The 16,024-nt window shown below is 50.5% G+C and carries 19 protein-coding genes; 16 read left to right on the forward strand and 3 right to left on the reverse strand.

The genetic code is table 11. The features are described 5' to 3' along the window. Positions 1-71 precede the first annotated feature (71 nt). From BN6628_RS10010 to lipB, 4 genes are all read left to right on the forward strand, one after another. On the forward strand, positions 72-1,100 hold the full coding sequence (locus BN6628_RS10010; RefSeq protein ID WP_068616968.1) for a thiamine pyrophosphate-dependent dehydrogenase E1 component subunit alpha: 1,029 nt from the start codon (positions 72-74) through the stop codon (positions 1,098-1,100). Continuing rightward, positions 1,100-2,086: an alpha-ketoacid dehydrogenase subunit beta gene (locus BN6628_RS10015; protein ID WP_068616970.1), complete on the forward strand. Its 987-nt coding sequence runs from the start codon at positions 1,100-1,102 to the stop codon at positions 2,084-2,086. The genes BN6628_RS10010 and BN6628_RS10015 overlap by 1 nt, the downstream gene beginning before the upstream one ends. Positions 2,087-2,141: 55 nt before the next feature. Next, on the forward strand, positions 2,142-3,524 hold the full coding sequence (locus BN6628_RS10020) for a dihydrolipoamide acetyltransferase family protein (protein WP_068616972.1): 1,383 nt from the start codon (positions 2,142-2,144) through the stop codon (positions 3,522-3,524). Positions 3,525-3,814: 290 nt separating this feature from the next. Next, a complete protein-coding gene (gene lipB, locus BN6628_RS10025; RefSeq protein ID WP_068616974.1) occupies positions 3,815-4,507 on the forward strand; it encodes a lipoyl(octanoyl) transferase LipB in 693 nt (230 codons plus the stop codon). On the opposite strand, the gene prli42 is transcribed toward lipB, so the two are convergent. Next, positions 4,500-4,595 (reverse strand): stressosome-associated protein Prli42, encoded by a 96-nt coding sequence (gene prli42 / locus BN6628_RS26830; protein WP_089153545.1) that lies wholly within the window; start codon positions 4,593-4,595, stop codon positions 4,500-4,502. The two genes, lipB and prli42, sit on opposite strands and share 8 nt — an antisense overlap. A 296-nt stretch (positions 4,596-4,891) precedes the next feature. Here prli42 and BN6628_RS10030 point away from each other — a divergent pair, with 296 nt between their 5' ends. Next, positions 4,892-6,022 (forward strand): M20/M25/M40 family metallo-hydrolase, encoded by a 1,131-nt coding sequence (locus BN6628_RS10030; protein WP_068616977.1) that lies wholly within the window; start codon positions 4,892-4,894, stop codon positions 6,020-6,022. Positions 6,023-6,098: 76 nt separating this feature from the next. Here the strand turns inward: BN6628_RS10030 and BN6628_RS25610 are convergent, their stop codons facing one another. After that, entirely contained in the window at positions 6,099-7,283 is a 1,185-nt protein-coding gene (locus BN6628_RS25610) for a tetratricopeptide repeat protein (RefSeq protein ID WP_082926864.1), read from the reverse strand. A 77-nt stretch (positions 7,284-7,360) separates the two neighbouring features. After that, positions 7,361-7,504 carry a Z-ring formation inhibitor MciZ gene (gene mciZ, locus BN6628_RS25615; RefSeq protein ID WP_082926865.1) on the reverse strand — a complete coding sequence of 48 codons (144 nt, stop codon included), beginning with the start codon at positions 7,502-7,504 and terminating at the stop codon, positions 7,361-7,363. A 100-nt stretch (positions 7,505-7,604) separates the two neighbouring features. Between mciZ and BN6628_RS10040 the strand changes: the two genes are divergently transcribed. From BN6628_RS10040 to sigF, 11 genes are all read left to right on the forward strand, one after another. Next, positions 7,605-8,174 carry an NUDIX hydrolase gene (locus tag BN6628_RS10040; protein WP_068616979.1) on the forward strand — a complete coding sequence of 190 codons (570 nt, stop codon included), beginning with the start codon at positions 7,605-7,607 and terminating at the stop codon, positions 8,172-8,174. Continuing rightward, positions 8,167-9,357 carry an endonuclease Q family protein gene (locus BN6628_RS10045; protein ID WP_068616981.1) on the forward strand — a complete coding sequence of 397 codons (1,191 nt, stop codon included), beginning with the start codon at positions 8,167-8,169 and terminating at the stop codon, positions 9,355-9,357. The genes BN6628_RS10040 and BN6628_RS10045 overlap by 8 nt, the downstream gene beginning before the upstream one ends. A gap of 75 nt (positions 9,358-9,432) precedes the next feature. Next, the gene (gene spoIIM, locus BN6628_RS10050; protein WP_068616983.1) at positions 9,433-10,080 is read left to right on the forward strand and encodes a stage II sporulation protein M; all 648 of its coding nucleotides are present in this window, start codon (positions 9,433-9,435) and stop codon (positions 10,078-10,080) included. A gap of 93 nt (positions 10,081-10,173) precedes the next feature. Continuing rightward, positions 10,174-10,656, forward strand: coding sequence for a ferric iron uptake transcriptional regulator (fur, locus tag BN6628_RS10055; RefSeq protein ID WP_068616985.1), 483 nt, complete (start codon positions 10,174-10,176; stop codon positions 10,654-10,656). Between the two features lie 212 nt (positions 10,657-10,868). Further along, positions 10,869-11,105, forward strand: coding sequence for a DUF4227 family protein (locus BN6628_RS10060; RefSeq protein ID WP_068616987.1), 237 nt, complete (start codon positions 10,869-10,871; stop codon positions 11,103-11,105). 21 nt (positions 11,106-11,126) lie between these two features. Beyond that, positions 11,127-12,032: a site-specific tyrosine recombinase gene (locus BN6628_RS10065; protein WP_068616989.1), complete on the forward strand. Its 906-nt coding sequence runs from the start codon at positions 11,127-11,129 to the stop codon at positions 12,030-12,032. A 42-nt stretch (positions 12,033-12,074) separates the two neighbouring features. Next, a complete protein-coding gene (locus BN6628_RS10070; RefSeq protein WP_068616991.1) occupies positions 12,075-12,899 on the forward strand; it encodes a purine-nucleoside phosphorylase in 825 nt (274 codons plus the stop codon). Between the two features lie 153 nt (positions 12,900-13,052). Then, a complete protein-coding gene (locus BN6628_RS10075) occupies positions 13,053-14,240 on the forward strand; it encodes a D-alanyl-D-alanine carboxypeptidase family protein (protein ID WP_068616993.1) in 1,188 nt (395 codons plus the stop codon). Positions 14,241-14,332: 92 nt separating this feature from the next. Then, complete coding sequence (spoIIAA, locus tag BN6628_RS10080; protein ID WP_068616995.1) at positions 14,333-14,686, forward strand: anti-sigma F factor antagonist; 354 nt, start codon at positions 14,333-14,335, stop codon at positions 14,684-14,686. Then, on the forward strand, positions 14,683-15,135 hold the full coding sequence (gene spoIIAB / locus BN6628_RS10085; RefSeq protein WP_068616997.1) for an anti-sigma F factor: 453 nt from the start codon (positions 14,683-14,685) through the stop codon (positions 15,133-15,135). The genes spoIIAA and spoIIAB overlap by 4 nt, the downstream gene beginning before the upstream one ends. Before the next feature lie 11 nt (positions 15,136-15,146). Continuing rightward, positions 15,147-15,902 (forward strand): RNA polymerase sporulation sigma factor SigF, encoded by a 756-nt coding sequence (sigF, locus tag BN6628_RS10090; protein ID WP_068617000.1) that lies wholly within the window; start codon positions 15,147-15,149, stop codon positions 15,900-15,902. Positions 15,903-16,024 lie beyond the last annotated feature (122 nt).

The following is a 16,024-nucleotide window of genomic DNA, read 5'->3' on the forward strand; positions in this document are numbered from 1 at the left end:
TCTTAGTACCAGGTTATAAGATGAGCCCTAACGAATCTGAAGGCTCCTAAAATGAAGGAGGTAACTCCCCAATGAATGCGAAATCAACGATAAAAACGAAAGCCAGACACGAGCAGTTGGGACTCACCCATGCTGAAGTGATTGACATGTACAGATATATGCTTATGGCGCGTAAATTTGATGAGCGCAACCTGCTGCTGCAGCGGGCGGGCAAGATCAACTTCCACGTGTCCGGGATCGGCCAGGAGGCTGCACAGGTGGGCGCGGCCTTCGCGCTGGACCGCAGCCGTGACTATTTCCTTCCGTATTATCGCGACTACGGATTTGTGCTTGCTGCCGGCATGACCTTTAAGGAGCTCATGCTCTCGGCCTTTGCCAAGGCGGAAGACCCGAACAGCGGCGGCCGCCAAATGCCGGGTCACTTTGGAAGCAAGCGGCTTCGGATTGTTACCGGTTCAAGCCCTGTGACCACCCAGGTTCCTCATGCTGTCGGTGTTGCACTCGCTGCCAAAATGCAGAAGAAGGACATCGTCTCCTTTGTCACTTTCGGAGAAGGCTCCAGCAACCAGGGGGATTTCCACGAGGGCTGCAACTTTGCCGGGGTTCATAAACTTCCGGTCATTATTATGTGTGAGAATAACCAATATGCAATCTCTGTGCCCGTTCAGAAGCAGCTGGCCGGCAAGGTTAGCGACCGGGCCCTGGGGTATGGCTTCCCAGGCGTGCGTGTGGACGGCAATGACCCATTGGAAGTGTACCGGGTTGTGAAGGAAGCGCGTGAACGCGCTATTCGCGGAGAAGGGCCAACTCTGATTGAGGCTATGATGTATCGTCTGTCTCCGCACTCTACATCTGACAACGATCTGGTGTACCGGACGAAGGAAGAAGTGGAAGAGAACTGGAAGAAAGATAGCCTGCCGAAGATGAAGCAGTATTTGATCGACTGCGGAATTTGGAGTGAAGAGCAGGATGCCGGTCTGTCTGCCGAGATTGCGCAGCAGCTCAAGGAAGCCATTGATGCCGCGGATAAAGCGCCGTTCCCTAAACCGGAGGATACTCTGCTGCATGTGTATGCCGACAATGAAGGAGGAGCTCGCTAATGCCGGTAATGGAATATATTGATGCCATCCGCCTTGCCATGAAAGAAGAGATGGAGCTGGATGAGAATGTTTTTGTGCTCGGGGAGGATGTCGGCCTTAAAGGCGGCGTGTTCACCACAACGAAAGGACTTCAGGAGCAGTTCGGGGAAGAGCGGGTCATTGATACGCCTTTGGCTGAATCCGCAATCGCCGGTGTAGCCATCGGGGCGGCAATGTACGGGATGAAGCCGATTGCGGAGATGCAGTATTCAGATTTTATGCTGCCGGCTACAAATCAGATTATCAGCGAAGCCGCTAAGATCCGTTACCGTTCCAATAATGATTGGAACTGTCCGCTGGTGGTCCGCGCACCGATCGGTGGAGGAATATTCGGCGGATTGTATCACTCCCAGTGTCCAGAATCGATCTTCTTCGGTACGCCGGGGATCAAGATTATTGCCCCGTATTCGGCTTACGATGCCAAAGGCCTGCTTAAAGCGGCTGTCCGGGACCCGGACCCTGTATTGTTCTTCGAGAACAAGAAATGTTACAAGCTGATTAAAGAGGATGTTCCACTGGAGGATTACATCGTGCCTATCGGAAAAGCCAACGTTATCCGCGAGGGCAGCGATATTACGGTGATCGGGTACAGTCTTCCGCTTCATTTTGCCATGCAGGCGGCTGAAGAGCTGGCTAGCGAGCATGGTGTCAGCTCGCATATTCTCGATCTTCGCACACTTCAGCCGCTTGACCGTGATGCGATCGTTGAAGCGGCCCGCCGTACCGGTAAGGTTCTAATTATCCATGAGGATAACAAGACCGGCGGTGTAGGTGCTGAAGTGTCGGCGATTTTATCCGAGGAATGCTTGTTTGAGCTTGATGCGCCTATCAAGCGCTTATGCGGTCCTGATGTTCCGGCTATGCCGATCAGCCCGCCGATGGAGAAATTCTTCATGTTAAGCAAGGATAAAGTGAAGGAAGCCATGCTGGAGCTGGCTTTATATTAAGCCTCAAGACCGCATTATTGGAATCTGAAGCGCTATAAACCTAGGAGTGAGAACAATGTCATCGAACAAAACATGGACCGATGTCCTCATGCCTCAGCTGGCTGAATCTCTGGTGTCGGCGACGATTGGCAAATGGCTCAAGAAGCCGGGAGACAAGGTGGAGCAGTACGAACCGATTTGTGAGGTTATAACTGATAAAGTAAATGCCGAGCTTCCGTCTACGCTGGATGGAGTGATGGGAGAGATCCTGGCCCAGGAAGGCGAGACTATTGATGTCGGAGCTGTGATCTGCAGGATTGGTGTAGAGGGAGCCGAGCTGAACGAGGCTGCCACTGCACCCCAGCCTGAAGCACCAGCTTCATCAAGCAGTCCAGGTAGCGCGGATGTGTCACAGCGCAGCCGCTATTCACCAGCTGTCCAGACGCTGGCAGCTGAGCATGGACTGAATTTGAATGCAATCCAAGGAACCGGCCTCGGAGGACGCATCACCCGTAAAGATGTGCTAAACTATATTGCAAACGGGGGGGCGGCTGCGGCATCCATAGGAATGCAGCAGGCATCTCAGACTGCTCCTGCTGCTCCTGCAGCCCCAACTCCACAGCCATCATATAACCAGGCTCCTCCTCAGCAGACTATTCCAGTTATTCCGCCTGCACCTGGTGCTGCCGAGCCTGTTCGGAATACGGGTATCCATTTGAGCGATACGCCGAAGATTCCAACAATCGAGGTAGAGGGCGGTCAGTCGGAGCATTATATCGATATTACGCCTGTCCGAAATACGATTGCCACGCGGATGAGACAGAGCGTATCTGAAATTCCGCACGGCTGGATGATGATCGAGGTTGATGTCACGAACCTGGTGCAGCTTCGCAACAAGCTTAAGAACGACTTCAAAGCCAAAGAGGGCGTAAACCTGACATACCTTGCTTTTATGATCAAAGCTGTGGTGAACGCCATCAAGGATTACCCGATTATGAACTCGGTATGGGCCGTTGACAAAATCATCGTGAAGCGGGATATTAACATTTCCCTGGCGGTGGGAACGGAAGATTCGGTGCTTACACCAGTCATCAAGAAAGCCGATCAGAAGAATATCGCTGGCCTGGCCCGCGAAGTTGAGGAATTGGCCCGCAAGACCCGCGAGGGCAAGCTGAAGCTGGACGATATGCAGGGTGGTACTTTTACCGTTAATAATACTGGCTCATTCGGCTCCATTCTTTCCCAGCCGATCATCAACTATCCTCAGGCCGCTATTCTTACATTTGAATCCATTGTGAAAAGACCTGTTGTGATTAACGATATGATTGGTGTCCGTTCCATGGCCAATATTTGCCTGTCCCTGGACCATCGGATTCTGGATGGTGTCATCTGCGGACGCTTTATGCAGCGGGTGAAGGACAATATTGAAGGCTACTCGCTGGACACTCAAGTTTATTAACCCGCTCGCAGGACCTAGAACTAAACGTCCCTCCAACTATATAAAATGAACTTTAGAATTAACCGATCCCAGCTTCGATCCCGAGTGATTCTGAAGAAGCGGAGCGTCCGCCTTTGTCTCCGAAATGCCCCTGCTTGGATAGCTAGTTCAAGCATTTCGGAGACAACCGTGGCCTTAAAGAACACTCGGCATTGCAGTGCCCCAAAAGGGTAACTTTCATAAGTTCATTATATATAGAAGAAGATTGAGCTGCTCAAGACGACAACTAACTGAAAAGAGGCGTATCCATCATGACGAGAACACTGGAAGTCCGCTATATCCCTACCGTCGACTATGGGGAAGCCTGGGAACTCCAGAAGCAAATCGTAAAGCGTGTGGATCGTGAGGAGCAGCAGGAAACCCTGCTGCTTTTGCAGCATCCGCCGACTTATACGATTGGTTCCCAGCGGCATCCTGAACATTTGCTGTTAAGTCCCGAGCAGTTGAAAGAACAAGGAATTTCCGTGTTCGAAATTGACCGGGGTGGTGATATTACATATCATGGTCCTGGCCAGCTGGTCGGGTACCCCATTCTCATGCTGGACGGATCGAAGGGGCTTGATCTGCACGATTATCTGCGGAAGCTGGAACAGGTCATTATTAACTATCTGGCACAGTTCGGGATCGAGGGAAGCCGTAAGTCCGAATACACTGGTGTATGGATTGGAAATGTGAAGATTTGCGCAATTGGGGTCAAGTTCAACAAATGCCGCGGCCGAAGAGGGTTTGTGACCAGTCACGGATTCGCCTTTAATATCAAATCCGGGATTCAGCATGAAGGGTTCCAGGGGATTATTCCTTGCGGGATACAAGAATACGGAGTCACTTCACTTGAAGACGCTGTGGGAAGAGAATTTTCAGTGGAGCAGACGGCCAAGGACATCGTTCCATATTTCGAAGAGGTGTTTGGCTATGATGCCGTTTGGCCGAAAGAGACTATCTGATAAATGGTTCAAAAATCATGAGTAATGAGGAACCTATCAAGGCGATAAGCATGATATAAACGAACACCTTCATCCATTTCTTAGGCATAACACAGACTCCTTTATGTACAATAATAATTGCTATATAAAATGAACTTATGAAGGTTACCCTTTAGGGGCGCTGCGATGCCGAGTGTTCTTTAAGGCCGCTGTTGTCCCCGAAATGCTTGAACTAGCTATCCAAGCAGGGGCATTTCGGAGACAAAGGCGGACGCTCCGCTTCTTCAGAATCACTCGGGATCGAAGCTGAGAGAGGTTAATCATTCTAAAGTTCATTTTATATAATTAGCAACAGCTAGTCCTTACTTCATCATTTTAGCGTAATGCGAGAGGAGAAGAAAGTCCATGATCAATAAAGACAGAGTAATCGGGCAGTTCCTGGAGCTTGTTCAGATAGACAGTGAGACAAAGCACGAAAGAGCCGTTGCGGATGTGCTTAAGAAGAAATTTGAGGCGCTCGGCTTGGAAGTTATCGAGGATGATTCTGCCGCGGTTACCGGACATGGCGCGGGTAATTTGATTGCCACATTGAAACCGGCAGGGGCGGAGGAGGCGGAGCCGATCCTGTTCACTTGCCATATGGATACGGTAACTCCTGGTGTTGGAATTAAGCCGGTTGTGGGCGAAGACGGCTGGATCCGCAGTGACGGAACCACCATCCTTGGTGCAGATGATAAAGCTGGAGTGGCCGCACTGCTGGAGATGATTCAGGTGCTGAATGAGCAGCAGGTACCTCACGGCCAAATTCAGTTTGTAATTACAGCTGGAGAAGAATCAGGACTCATGGGCGCGCGTGCCCTTGACGGCAGCAAGCTTGATGCCAAGTATGGATTCGCTCTGGATTCCAATGGCGAGGTAGGGGCAATATGTGTGGCGGCACCTACCCAGGCGCGGATTGAAATAGAGATTTTTGGCAAATCCGCGCATGCGGGTGTGAATCCGGAAGATGGTATCAGCGCGATTCAGGTTGCGGGCAAAGCGATCTCCAGAATGAAGCTCGGACGGATTGACGCGGAGACCACTGCTAATATCGGCAAGTTCGAAGGAGGCGGAGCCACCAACATTGTGACAGACTACGCCAAGCTGTATGCAGAAGCGCGCAGCATAGTACAAGAAAAGGTGGAGAAGCAGATTGCGGGCATGAAAGAAGCGGTTGAATCCGCTTGCCGCGATTATGGGGCAAGAGGGGAGTTCAAGAGCAATATCATCTACCCGGCATTTCAGCATAACGAGACGGACGCGGTTGTTCAGTTGGCGAAGAAAGCGGCCGATCAATTAGGGCTTTCCGGTAGAACGTTCATGTCCGGCGGCGGCAGTGACGCGAACATCTTCAACGGGCTGGGCATACCTACCGTAAATCTGGCTGTGGGGTATGAGAATATCCACACCACTTCAGAACGGATCAAGGCTGAGGATATTGTTAAGGCTGCTGAATACGTGCTGCAGATCGTTAAAGTTACAACAGATCGGAAATAGCAGATGATTGAATGCTGAATTAGAAATATAAAGAGACAAGTTCCTATTTTTATAGGGAGCTTGTCTCTTTTTAATACTACTGAAATGAGCGTACCTGCCGGTTCCGCCGCTGGGCTGGAGTCCATTCGGTATGCCATTTGGAGCGGTGCACAATGAACAAGGATTGTGTCATTGTCTCCATATACTGCTGTGTTTTTATTAGGTTTGATGGGTCATGCATGAGCAGCCCGCTCCGCTGCTCCATTTGTCGGTAGGATATCTGAAGATAACAGGAGGCCGCGGCGAACCGGTAAGAGGCTGTTAAGGGATCATGCTCGATCAAACACTCAAAAATCTGGGCAGCCTGATCATACCGCCCTTCGTCGTAATCTATTTCAGCTGTAATAAACGCCATTTCCTTGCTTAAGGGTTCGCATAAGTTCAAAGAGTTGAGGTCATAGGTTCTGAGCTTTTGCTCCGCAAGCTCCGTATAACCTTCTCGGTATAGACCTAGGGTAAGCTCGTTCTGAAGATAGGGATCGTCCCCCGCAATCTGATGGCTCAAGTCCAAGAGCCCAAGATGCACAGACCGCTTTAAGCTTTCAGATAACAACTGCCGGTTCTCCACCGCCAGCCGGTCCTCCTCGCCCAGCTTCCACTTGCACAGGAGCGCATCCATGGCAAGCGGGTCTGTGAGTTCAGGCCTGAGCTGGCCTGCGTCAACCGCACTGGAAGCCAGATTTAGGGCTTGTTCATACATCCCCTCACGGATCAGGCATTGCGAATACAGTTCAAGCATCCGCCCGCTTTTGTCCATAAGATTCTCCGCAAAGTATGTAAAAGCCGTGTGGAATGCTCCAATACGGCACAGGATGTCGATGAGAAGCTCAGTTGCTTCGGGCAGGTGCGCCAGCTTGTGCTTAAGCCGGTCCGCAATAATTTCATCGCTGTAACCCTGCTCATGCAGCAGGTCCCCCCACTCGGTCATGGCTTCGATTTCATAACCAGGGTATACCGAACATTGTTCTAATGCATAAATGGCTTTGGCATGTTGATTGTTAAGCCGCAGCAGTCTGCCGTATTCCAGCCAGCAATCGGCCAGACTTCCCCGTTCGCTAATCTGGGTAGAGTCCTGGCTGAACACGTTCAGCAATCCTTCCTCCAGACATGACAGCGCTTTCGCAATATCTCCCCGGTCCCTGTGCCTGAGGCTTCTCTGATAAAGAAGGGACAAAGATTTGGAATCGGTTCTATTCGATCGAAATAGACGGTTTTTTTCCACTCGGCAACCCTCCTCTCTTCTTAATAACACATATTGGTATCAAAAGTATTCTTATTTTGTCAAAAACGTAAAATAATCTACTTTCTGTAGGTCTGATCTGCAATAAATTGTCTCATTTCGGTGCCTTGTGCTGCTTTTTTCTTCCACATGGCCAGAACGGCCCGAACTTCCCAAGCTTTACCGGATAGATGGAGTTGGTCCTTGGCAAAATAACTCTTCATACTCGCGATTACTCCTTTTCGAGAACGATTTGGTATAATAACACCATATGTTCAGAAGTGACAAGCTATGCTTTTTCTAATCAAAAGGAGGCAAAATTCCATGACAAAGTCTGCAAATTCCGCACTTAATGAGAAGACCCTTTCGTCCAAATCCATTTATACGGGCAAAATTATTTCTCTGCAGATTGATACTGTCGAGCTGCCTGACGGATCTACCGGTGAACGTGAAATTGTTAAACACCCAGGTGCGGTAGCGGTGCTGGCTGTTCGTAACGGACGGCTGCTGCTGGTGGATCAATTCCGTCAATCCATTGGCAGAGGTGAGCTGGAGATCCCAGCCGGCAAGCTGGAGAAGGGCGAAGATCCCCTTGAAGCCGCGAAGCGTGAGCTGCAGGAAGAGACCGGGTATAGCGCTGGCAAGACTTCGCTGCTGCATTCGTTCTACACCTCACCCGGATTCGCAGACGAGCTGATTCATCTGTATCTCGCAGAGGATTTGAAGAAGGGAAAGGCATCCCCGGATGAGGATGAATTCCTAGAGGTACATGAGATCACCCTTCAGGAAGCGAAGAAGTATATATCCGAAGGCTGGATATCGGATGCGAAAACTATTATGGCCGTATACATTTGGGAATTGGCCGCCCATACCGGGCGATTCGGTCATGAGTAACGCGGGACTTCAGCGGTATTATGCGGATCTGCATATTCACATCGGCAGAACGGAGCGTGGAGAGCCGGTCAAGATCAGCGGCAGCCGCAACTTGACCTTTGCCCAAATCGCAAGTGAAGCCAGTGACCGCAAGGGAATTGAGTTGATCGGGATTATCGATTGTCACTCGCCAGGAGTTCAATATGACATCCACCAAAGTCTTGATCGCGGGGATATGGTTGAGCTTGAAGAAGGCGGTATTACTTATGGCAGGACAACCATTCTCCTCGGGAGTGAAATTGAGATTCGGGAGCCTGGCATGGGCCCGGCACATCTGCTTGTCTATTTTCCACATTTGAAAGTGATGGAGGAGTTCACCGGCTGGTTAAGCAAGCGGATGAAAAATGTGGGCTTAAGCTCTCAACGTCTGCACGCTCCGGCCCGTACCCTACAAGAGGAGGTTGCTGCAAGGGGTGGGATGCTGATTCCTGCTCATATTTTCACACCTCATAAAAGCATTTATGGCAGCGCGGCACCACGCATGGAAGATGTTCTGGATTTGTCCTTGATCAGGGCTGTAGAACTTGGGCTTAGCGCCGATTCGGAAATGGCCGGTTATTTGAGTGAGCTGGATCCGTTCACTATTCTCACCAATTCAGATGCTCATTCCCTTGGAAAGATTGGACGGGAATACAATGAGCTGGCTCTCTCGAAGCCGAACTATTTTGAATTCGAGAAGGCCCTTAATCGGCAGGATGGTCGTGCGGTTACCGCCAATTATGGGCTCAATCCCCGGCTTGGGAAATATCATCGGACATACTGCAGTGGGTGTCAGAGTATTCTGGACGAGCAGAACATTGCGGTCCAAAGATGCTCTTATTGTGGAAGCACTAAACTGACCAAGGGGGTACTTGACCGGATCCGTTCGATTGCCGACAGGGAAGTACCAGAGGTTCCAGCGCATCGGCCCCCTTATAAATACCAGATTCCACTGGAGTTCATTCCAGGGCTTGGGCCGGCAAAGCTTACGGCACTGCTTGAAGCTTTTGGTACCGAAATGAACATTCTTCACAGAGTCAGCGCGGAGGAATTGGCATCTGTTGTAGGGCCGGAGCTGTCGGCCGCGATTGTGGATGCCAGGGAGGGAAGAACCCAGCTGACCGCAGGAGGCGGGGGAACTTACGGAAAGGTAAGGAAACCGTAAATCCCACGGGCATAGGCGGACCAGCCTGTACATAGAATGATAGAGACTTCTATGGACAAGGAAGGAGGCCGCCCTATGTTTAAAGCTTTCAGTCATACCCTTAAAGACCAAACCCCGCTGTATGTGTTTGTTACCGTCCTTTTTCTGATGGGCGTTATCTTTGGTGCGCTTATGGTCAATGCTTTGACACTGGAGCAGCAGCAGGATCTTTCCCGCTATTTGGGGGATTTCTTCACCTCCTTTAACCAGGAGGATTCAGCGGGGCTCTCTTCATTCTGGAGCATTGCCGTGCTGAATCTGAAGTGGATCGGATTAATTTGGGTTCTGGGCCTCTCGGTCATCGGGCTCCCTGGAATTCTGATTATCGATTTCCTGAAGGGAGTCCTGATTGGCTTCTCGGTGGGCTGTCTCGTCGGCCAGTTCACTTGGAAAGGCATGCTGTTCGCCCTGGTTTCCATAGCACCTCATAACCTGGTTCTAATCCCTGTCCTGCTCATATGCAGTGTGGCGGCGGTGACCTTCTCACTGAACATTATCCGCAGCAGGGTAATGCTGAGAGGCCACGGCTCGCTTGCCAAGCCTTTTTTCAATTACTCCGGTCTGGTGCTCATGATGGCGGTGCTGATTTTAGGGATTTCTTCTTTTGAAACCTGGGTCACCCCGGTTCTGATAGGATGGGTTGCCCCAGTGTTGGAACAGGCTTCCACGGCCTCCTCACTCTAGTAAAATGTTTGACTTTGTTGATCTTAACCCCCTATAATGAAAGAAGTGATTTGTGCCAGAAGGTGGTCGGCTTTTTTCCAAGGGGGAGATTACATGGAAGAACGGATCGATAAAATTAAGCAGCAGCTGCAATCCCATGGTTATAAGCTTACGCCCCAACGGGAAGCCACGGTAAGGGTTTTGCTTGAGAACGAAGACGACCATTTGAGCGCGGAAGATGTGTTCATGCTCGTTAAAGATAAAGCTCCGGAAATAGGTCTTGCGACAGTATATCGTACACTTGAGCTGTTAAGTGAGCTCCATGTGGTGGAGAAGATTAACTTTGGCGACGGTGTTGCCCGTTATGACCTTCGTACGGATACATCCAAGCATCATCATCACCATTTGATCTGTGTGCAATGCGGTGCCATGGACGAGATCAGAGAAGACTGGCTGGGCCCTTTGGAGGAACGGTTGGAGAAGGAATTTAATTTTACAGTTCTGGATCACCGGCTTGATTTTCAAGGGATTTGCTACCGCTGTAAGGACAAAGATAAAGACAAGAACGGTGACGCCGACAAGAATTCCAAAGAATAACAAGGGTTACCGTAAGCTCTCTTCGGCCGCTTGGCCGCCGGGGGCTTTTTTTTGGGCCTGTCTATATTCAGGCCGGTTTCACAGTCGAATCCTGGTCAAGCGTTCATAATCCTGATCTCTTGTCTGTATACATAATCTATACCATCTTTTTATGAATATGAATTTTCTTATTTGTAAACAGGACAAAATCGGGTATAGAAAGAGGGAGAGGAATGGTCATTTCACTTCGCAAATGGCTTTGTTCCATCAGGCTGCTGATTGTGTTTCTGGGTCTATCGCTGTTATTCTACAAAGCAATCCATTGGCTGGATGCCTGGGTATTTCCCGCCGATAAATACGGGACACCCCAGGGTGCTGCTGTAAAGGCATTTGTGCATGATGGCGGCTTTAAACCCGAAGGCGGGACAGTAATAGACCGGTTGAGAACGTTCTATTGGTACGGGGAGTAATGATGGGAAGGAGACATGGGGATGAAGCGGCACTTGCCTTTCTTTATGGACTATTTACGGGATCAGCGGGGTTTAAGCACCGCAACGCTGTCATCTTATCAGAAAGATCTGGAGCAATTTATCCAGGCCATGGAGGACCGGGGATTGACCGAAGCCAGTCAGGTTTCCAAGACTCACTTGACCTTGTATTTTGCCGGTCTGAAGGAGGCAGGCAGGGCTTCTGCTTCAGTTACCCGTGCCTCGGTCTCAATTCGTTCATTCTTCCGCTATCTTATGGTGGAGCAGGATCTTGTACACGATCCTTTCCTGCACCTGGAGAGCCCCAAACATCAGAAAAAAGCCCCGCAGATTCTGAGTGAGACTGAGGTGGCCAGATTGCTGGATCGGCCGGATCTGACCACGCCTGTGGGGCTTAGGGATAAAGCAATGCTTGAGCTGTTATATGGGACTGGAATCAGAGTGACGGAATTAATCCTGCTCAACAGGTCTGATGTGGATATTTCCCTTGGCTTCGTCCGCTGCGGAGGGGACACGGGCAAGGAGCGGATTATTCCTGTAAGCAGGGTAACGAGCGGCTGGGTGGAGAAGTACTTAAGTGAAGCGTGGGAAGCCTTGGCGGATGAGGAGGAAGAGGCTTTGTTCCCGAACCGGCTCGGGGGAAGAATCTCCCGGCAGGGGTTTTGGAAGGCGATCAAGAAGTACGGGGCGGAGGCTGGTATCGAAGCGGATATTACCCCACATACTCTTCGGCACTCTTTTGCGGCGCATTTGCTGGATAATGGGGCTGATTTGCGGTCCGTTCAAGAGATGCTGGGCCACGCCGATTTAAGTTCAACCCAGGTATATCTACGGAAACCCAAGGAAAACCTGAAATCTGTCTATCAAAGCTATCATCCTAGGGCGAAACTCGGTTCCCAGCACGACTAAGACTGTACTCATTGATGGATGAATAAGAATGGAGAGATGAACATGACAACATTAAATCAAGGAATCATCCAGGAAGCAGCTGCTTACATATTGGACAAGTCCAAAGTGAAGCCGGAGGTTGGCTTGATCCTCGGCTCGGGACTTGGGGTTCTGGCGGATCATATCGAGAATCCGGTCGTAATTAACTATCGTGATATCCCTCATTTTCCACAATCTACTGTTGAAGGACATGCGGGTGAGCTGGTGCTTGGCACTGTGGGAGGACGTCAAGTAGTGCTGATGAAGGGGCGCTTCCATATGTATGAGGGGTATGGGCCCGAAGTTACCGCATTTCCAGTGCGGGTGATGAAAGCGCTTGGCGCGACCAAGCTGCTCGTTACCAATGCGGCAGGAGGGGTGAACACCTCCTTCAAGCCAGGTGATCTGATGCTGATTTCGGATCATCTGAACCTTACTGGCCAAAGCCCGTTAACCGGGGCAAATGACAACGCGCTCGGTCCCCGCTTTCCGGATATGTCAGAGGCTTACAGCAGACGCCTTCGTGAATTGGCCCGTCAGGTTGCCGGTGAACACCAGATTCCGCTGCAGGAGGGTGTTTATGCGGGCATGATTGGACCAGCCTATGAGACTCCGGCGGAGATCCGGATGCTGCGTACGCTTGGCGCGGATGCCGTAGGCATGTCCACGGTTTCGGAGGTGATTGTTGCCCGTCACGCCGGCATTGAGGTGCTTGGAATTTCCTGCATCAGCAATATGGCGTCGGGGATTTTGGATCAGCCTCTCTCCCACGATGAGGTTATGGAGACAACCGAGCTGGTTAAGGAGAAGTTTCTCGGATTAGTTACTTCAATCATTCCTAAATTGTAGGCCTGGAATTGATGATATAAGATTTGAATGAATGTGCAGACCCGTCCGTATATATGGATGGCTCTGTGCTTTTTTTGTATTTTCAGGAATATTCTGGTTCGGATTGGACGATAATAGGCTATCAGTTGAAGTTTTGAGAGGGGGATATTCCTAATGAAAAAATGGCTACTGATATGCACAGCCGCACTAATGCTGACATCCGCAGCCACGCCGGCCACCAGTCTGGCCAAAGAGGAGACTGCACCAAAATCATCCGAGGTGTCTGATCTGGCTCCGAACGCAGGATCAGCCATCCTGATGGATGCAGACACCGGAACTGTTCTTTATGAGAAGAAAAGTCATGAGAAGCTGCCTCCTGCAAGTATCACAAAGATTATGACTATGCTGCTCACCATGGAGGCGATCAGCAAGGGAACCCTGAAGCTTACAGATAAGGTTCCTACCAGCGAATATGCCGCATCCATGGGAGGCTCCCAGATCTTCCTGGAGCCTGGCGAGGAAATGACCGTGGATGAAATGCTGAAGGGAATTGCGATGGCGTCCGGGAATGACGCATCCGTAGCCATGGCCGAGAAGCTGGCAGGGTCCGAGGTGGAGTTCGTCAAGCTGATGAACAAGAGAGCCAAGGACCTTGGGATGAACGATACCCACTTCATGAATTGTAACGGGCTGCCTACGGACAATCATTACTCCTCCGCGCATGATATTGCGATTATGAGCAAGGAGCTTCTCAAGTATCCGCAGATTACCAAGTACACGGGTGCTTACCAGGATTACCTACGCAAGAATACGGAGAAACCGTTCTGGCTGGTTAATACCAACAAGCTGGTCCGCTTCTACAGCGGCGCAGATGGTCTTAAGACGGGTTACACTTCTGAAGCCAAATTCTGTCTCTCGGCAACAGCAGTTCGTGAGGGGCTGAGATTGATTGCCGTGGTGCTCGGCGAGCCGAATACCAAGACCCGGAATAGCGAAGTAGGCACGATGTTCGATTATGCATTTTCCCAATATACGGTGAAGTCCTTGTTTAAGAAGGGGGATGTTATCGGTACGGTCAAGATCCGTAAGGGGGACACCAAGGAGCTTCAGCTGGCCGCTTCCCATCCTTATACCGTGCTGGTGAAGAAAAGCGGAGCAGCGGATAAGATCACACATAAACTGTTGATCCCTACAGAAGTGTCCGCCCCGGTTAAAGAAGGGCAAGTGCTCGGCAAGCTGGTGGTTTACCAAGGGGACAAGATGCTTAAGGAGTTCGAGTTGAAGTCTTCCGCCCAGATTGAGAAAGCGGGCTGGTGGACATTGTTCAAGCGGACAACCTCGAAACTGTTTTTTGTAGATTGATAGGAGTTTTCTTCTAGTTTTGTCGGGGTGCAGGAATAGGCCGTCAAATTGTAGAAATGAGTGTTCATTGTCAGAGAGGAGAGTGAACAGACGTGAATCTTCATTTGGAAATGGAACAACGCCGCGATACGCTGATTGTAAGGCTGCAAGGGGAACTGGATCATCATACCGCGGATTCCGTCAGACTGCAGCTTGATGAGGAGATTGCCCGCGGGCGCTGTAAAGATCTGATATTCAGCTTAAAGTCACTTCAGTTCATGGATAGTTCGGGACTTGGTGTCATTCTCGGACGGTACAAGCTGATTAAGCAAAAAGGCGGGAGAATGGCGATTTGCGATGTGAACCCACCGGTGTACCGACTGTTCGAGATGTCAGGTTTATTCAAGATTATGCCTGTATTTGATGATGAGGGCGCCGCTCTCTCTGAACTGGAGGTTGCCCTATGAGCGAGAAGTCTGGAAATTTCATGAATTTGCAGTTCGCGGCCAAGTCGGAGAATGAGTCCTTCGCCCGGGTGACCGTTGCCGCTTTCGTCTCGCAACTGGACCCGACTATGGAGGAGATCACTGATCTGAAGACCGTTGTCTCTGAAGCCGTCACCAACTGCATCATTCATGGTTATGACAACGATCCAAGCGGGATTGTCTATATACATGCTGAAATTGAGCTGGATGTAGTTACCCTGGTGATTGAGGATAAAGGGCGGGGCATTGAGGATATGGAATTGGCCAAACAGCCGCTGTACACCTCCAAGCCGGAACTGGAACGGTCGGGAATGGGCTTTACGATTATGGAGAATTTCATGGATGAATTCGAATTGGTAAGTGAAGTTGGTGGGGGAACCTCCATCCGCATGAAGAAGAGGATCGAATCTAAGAAAGCTTTATACAATTAGGGGTTGGGTATATGAATGCCGATGTGAAGCAAACCTCACAGACCTACTTGGATGACGCGGAAGTGAAGCGTCTGATCGCCCTGAGCCAGACAGGGGACTCAGTCGCCAGGGATACGTTAGTGAACTGTAATATCCGTCTTGTCTGGTCCGTCGTACAGCGGTTTATGAACCGGGGGTACGAGCCCGAAGATTTGTTTCAGATCGGTTGTATCGGCCTTCTTAAATCGGTCGACAAATTCGATCTAAGCTACGACGTCAAGTTCTCCACCTATGCGGTTCCCATGATTATTGGGGAGATTCAGCGCTTTCTGCGGGATGACGGTACCTTGAAGGTAAGCCGCTCGCTCAAGGAAATGGCTAATAAAGTCCGCAAGAAAAAGGACGAGCTGGCCAAGCTGCTGGGCCGTCTTCCAACGATTAAAGAAGTGGCCGAAGCGCTTGAGGTTACGCCTGAGGACGTGGTCTTTGCCCAGGAGGCGAACAAGCCTCCGGCGTCCATCCATGAGACCGTCTTCGAGAATGATGGAGACCCGATCACCTTGATGGACCAGATCGCCGATGAATCCCAGGAGCGCTGGTTCGATAAGCTTGCCCTTCATGAGGCGATTGATGGCCTTAGCGAACGGGAGAGGCTGATCGTCTACCTGCGTTATTACCGGGATCAGACTCAGTCTGAAGTGGCACACCGGCTGGGTATATCACAGGTTCAGGTCTCCAGGCTGGAGAAGAAAATTCTGCAGAATATCCGCGACCAGATCGCACAGTAAAAATTAGCTGTTCCACGGCTCTAACGCAGCCGCAGGAACAGCTTTTTACTTGGTGTGGCTAAGCGTAGGACCGGATTGGCTTAAGCCGGGTACTCAGGCATTCCGGTTAAAAGAATACTTCC

This window comes from Paenibacillus tuaregi, from assembly GCF_900086655.1.
Taxonomy (GTDB): Bacteria; Bacillota; Bacilli; order Paenibacillales; family Paenibacillaceae; genus Fontibacillus; species Fontibacillus tuaregi.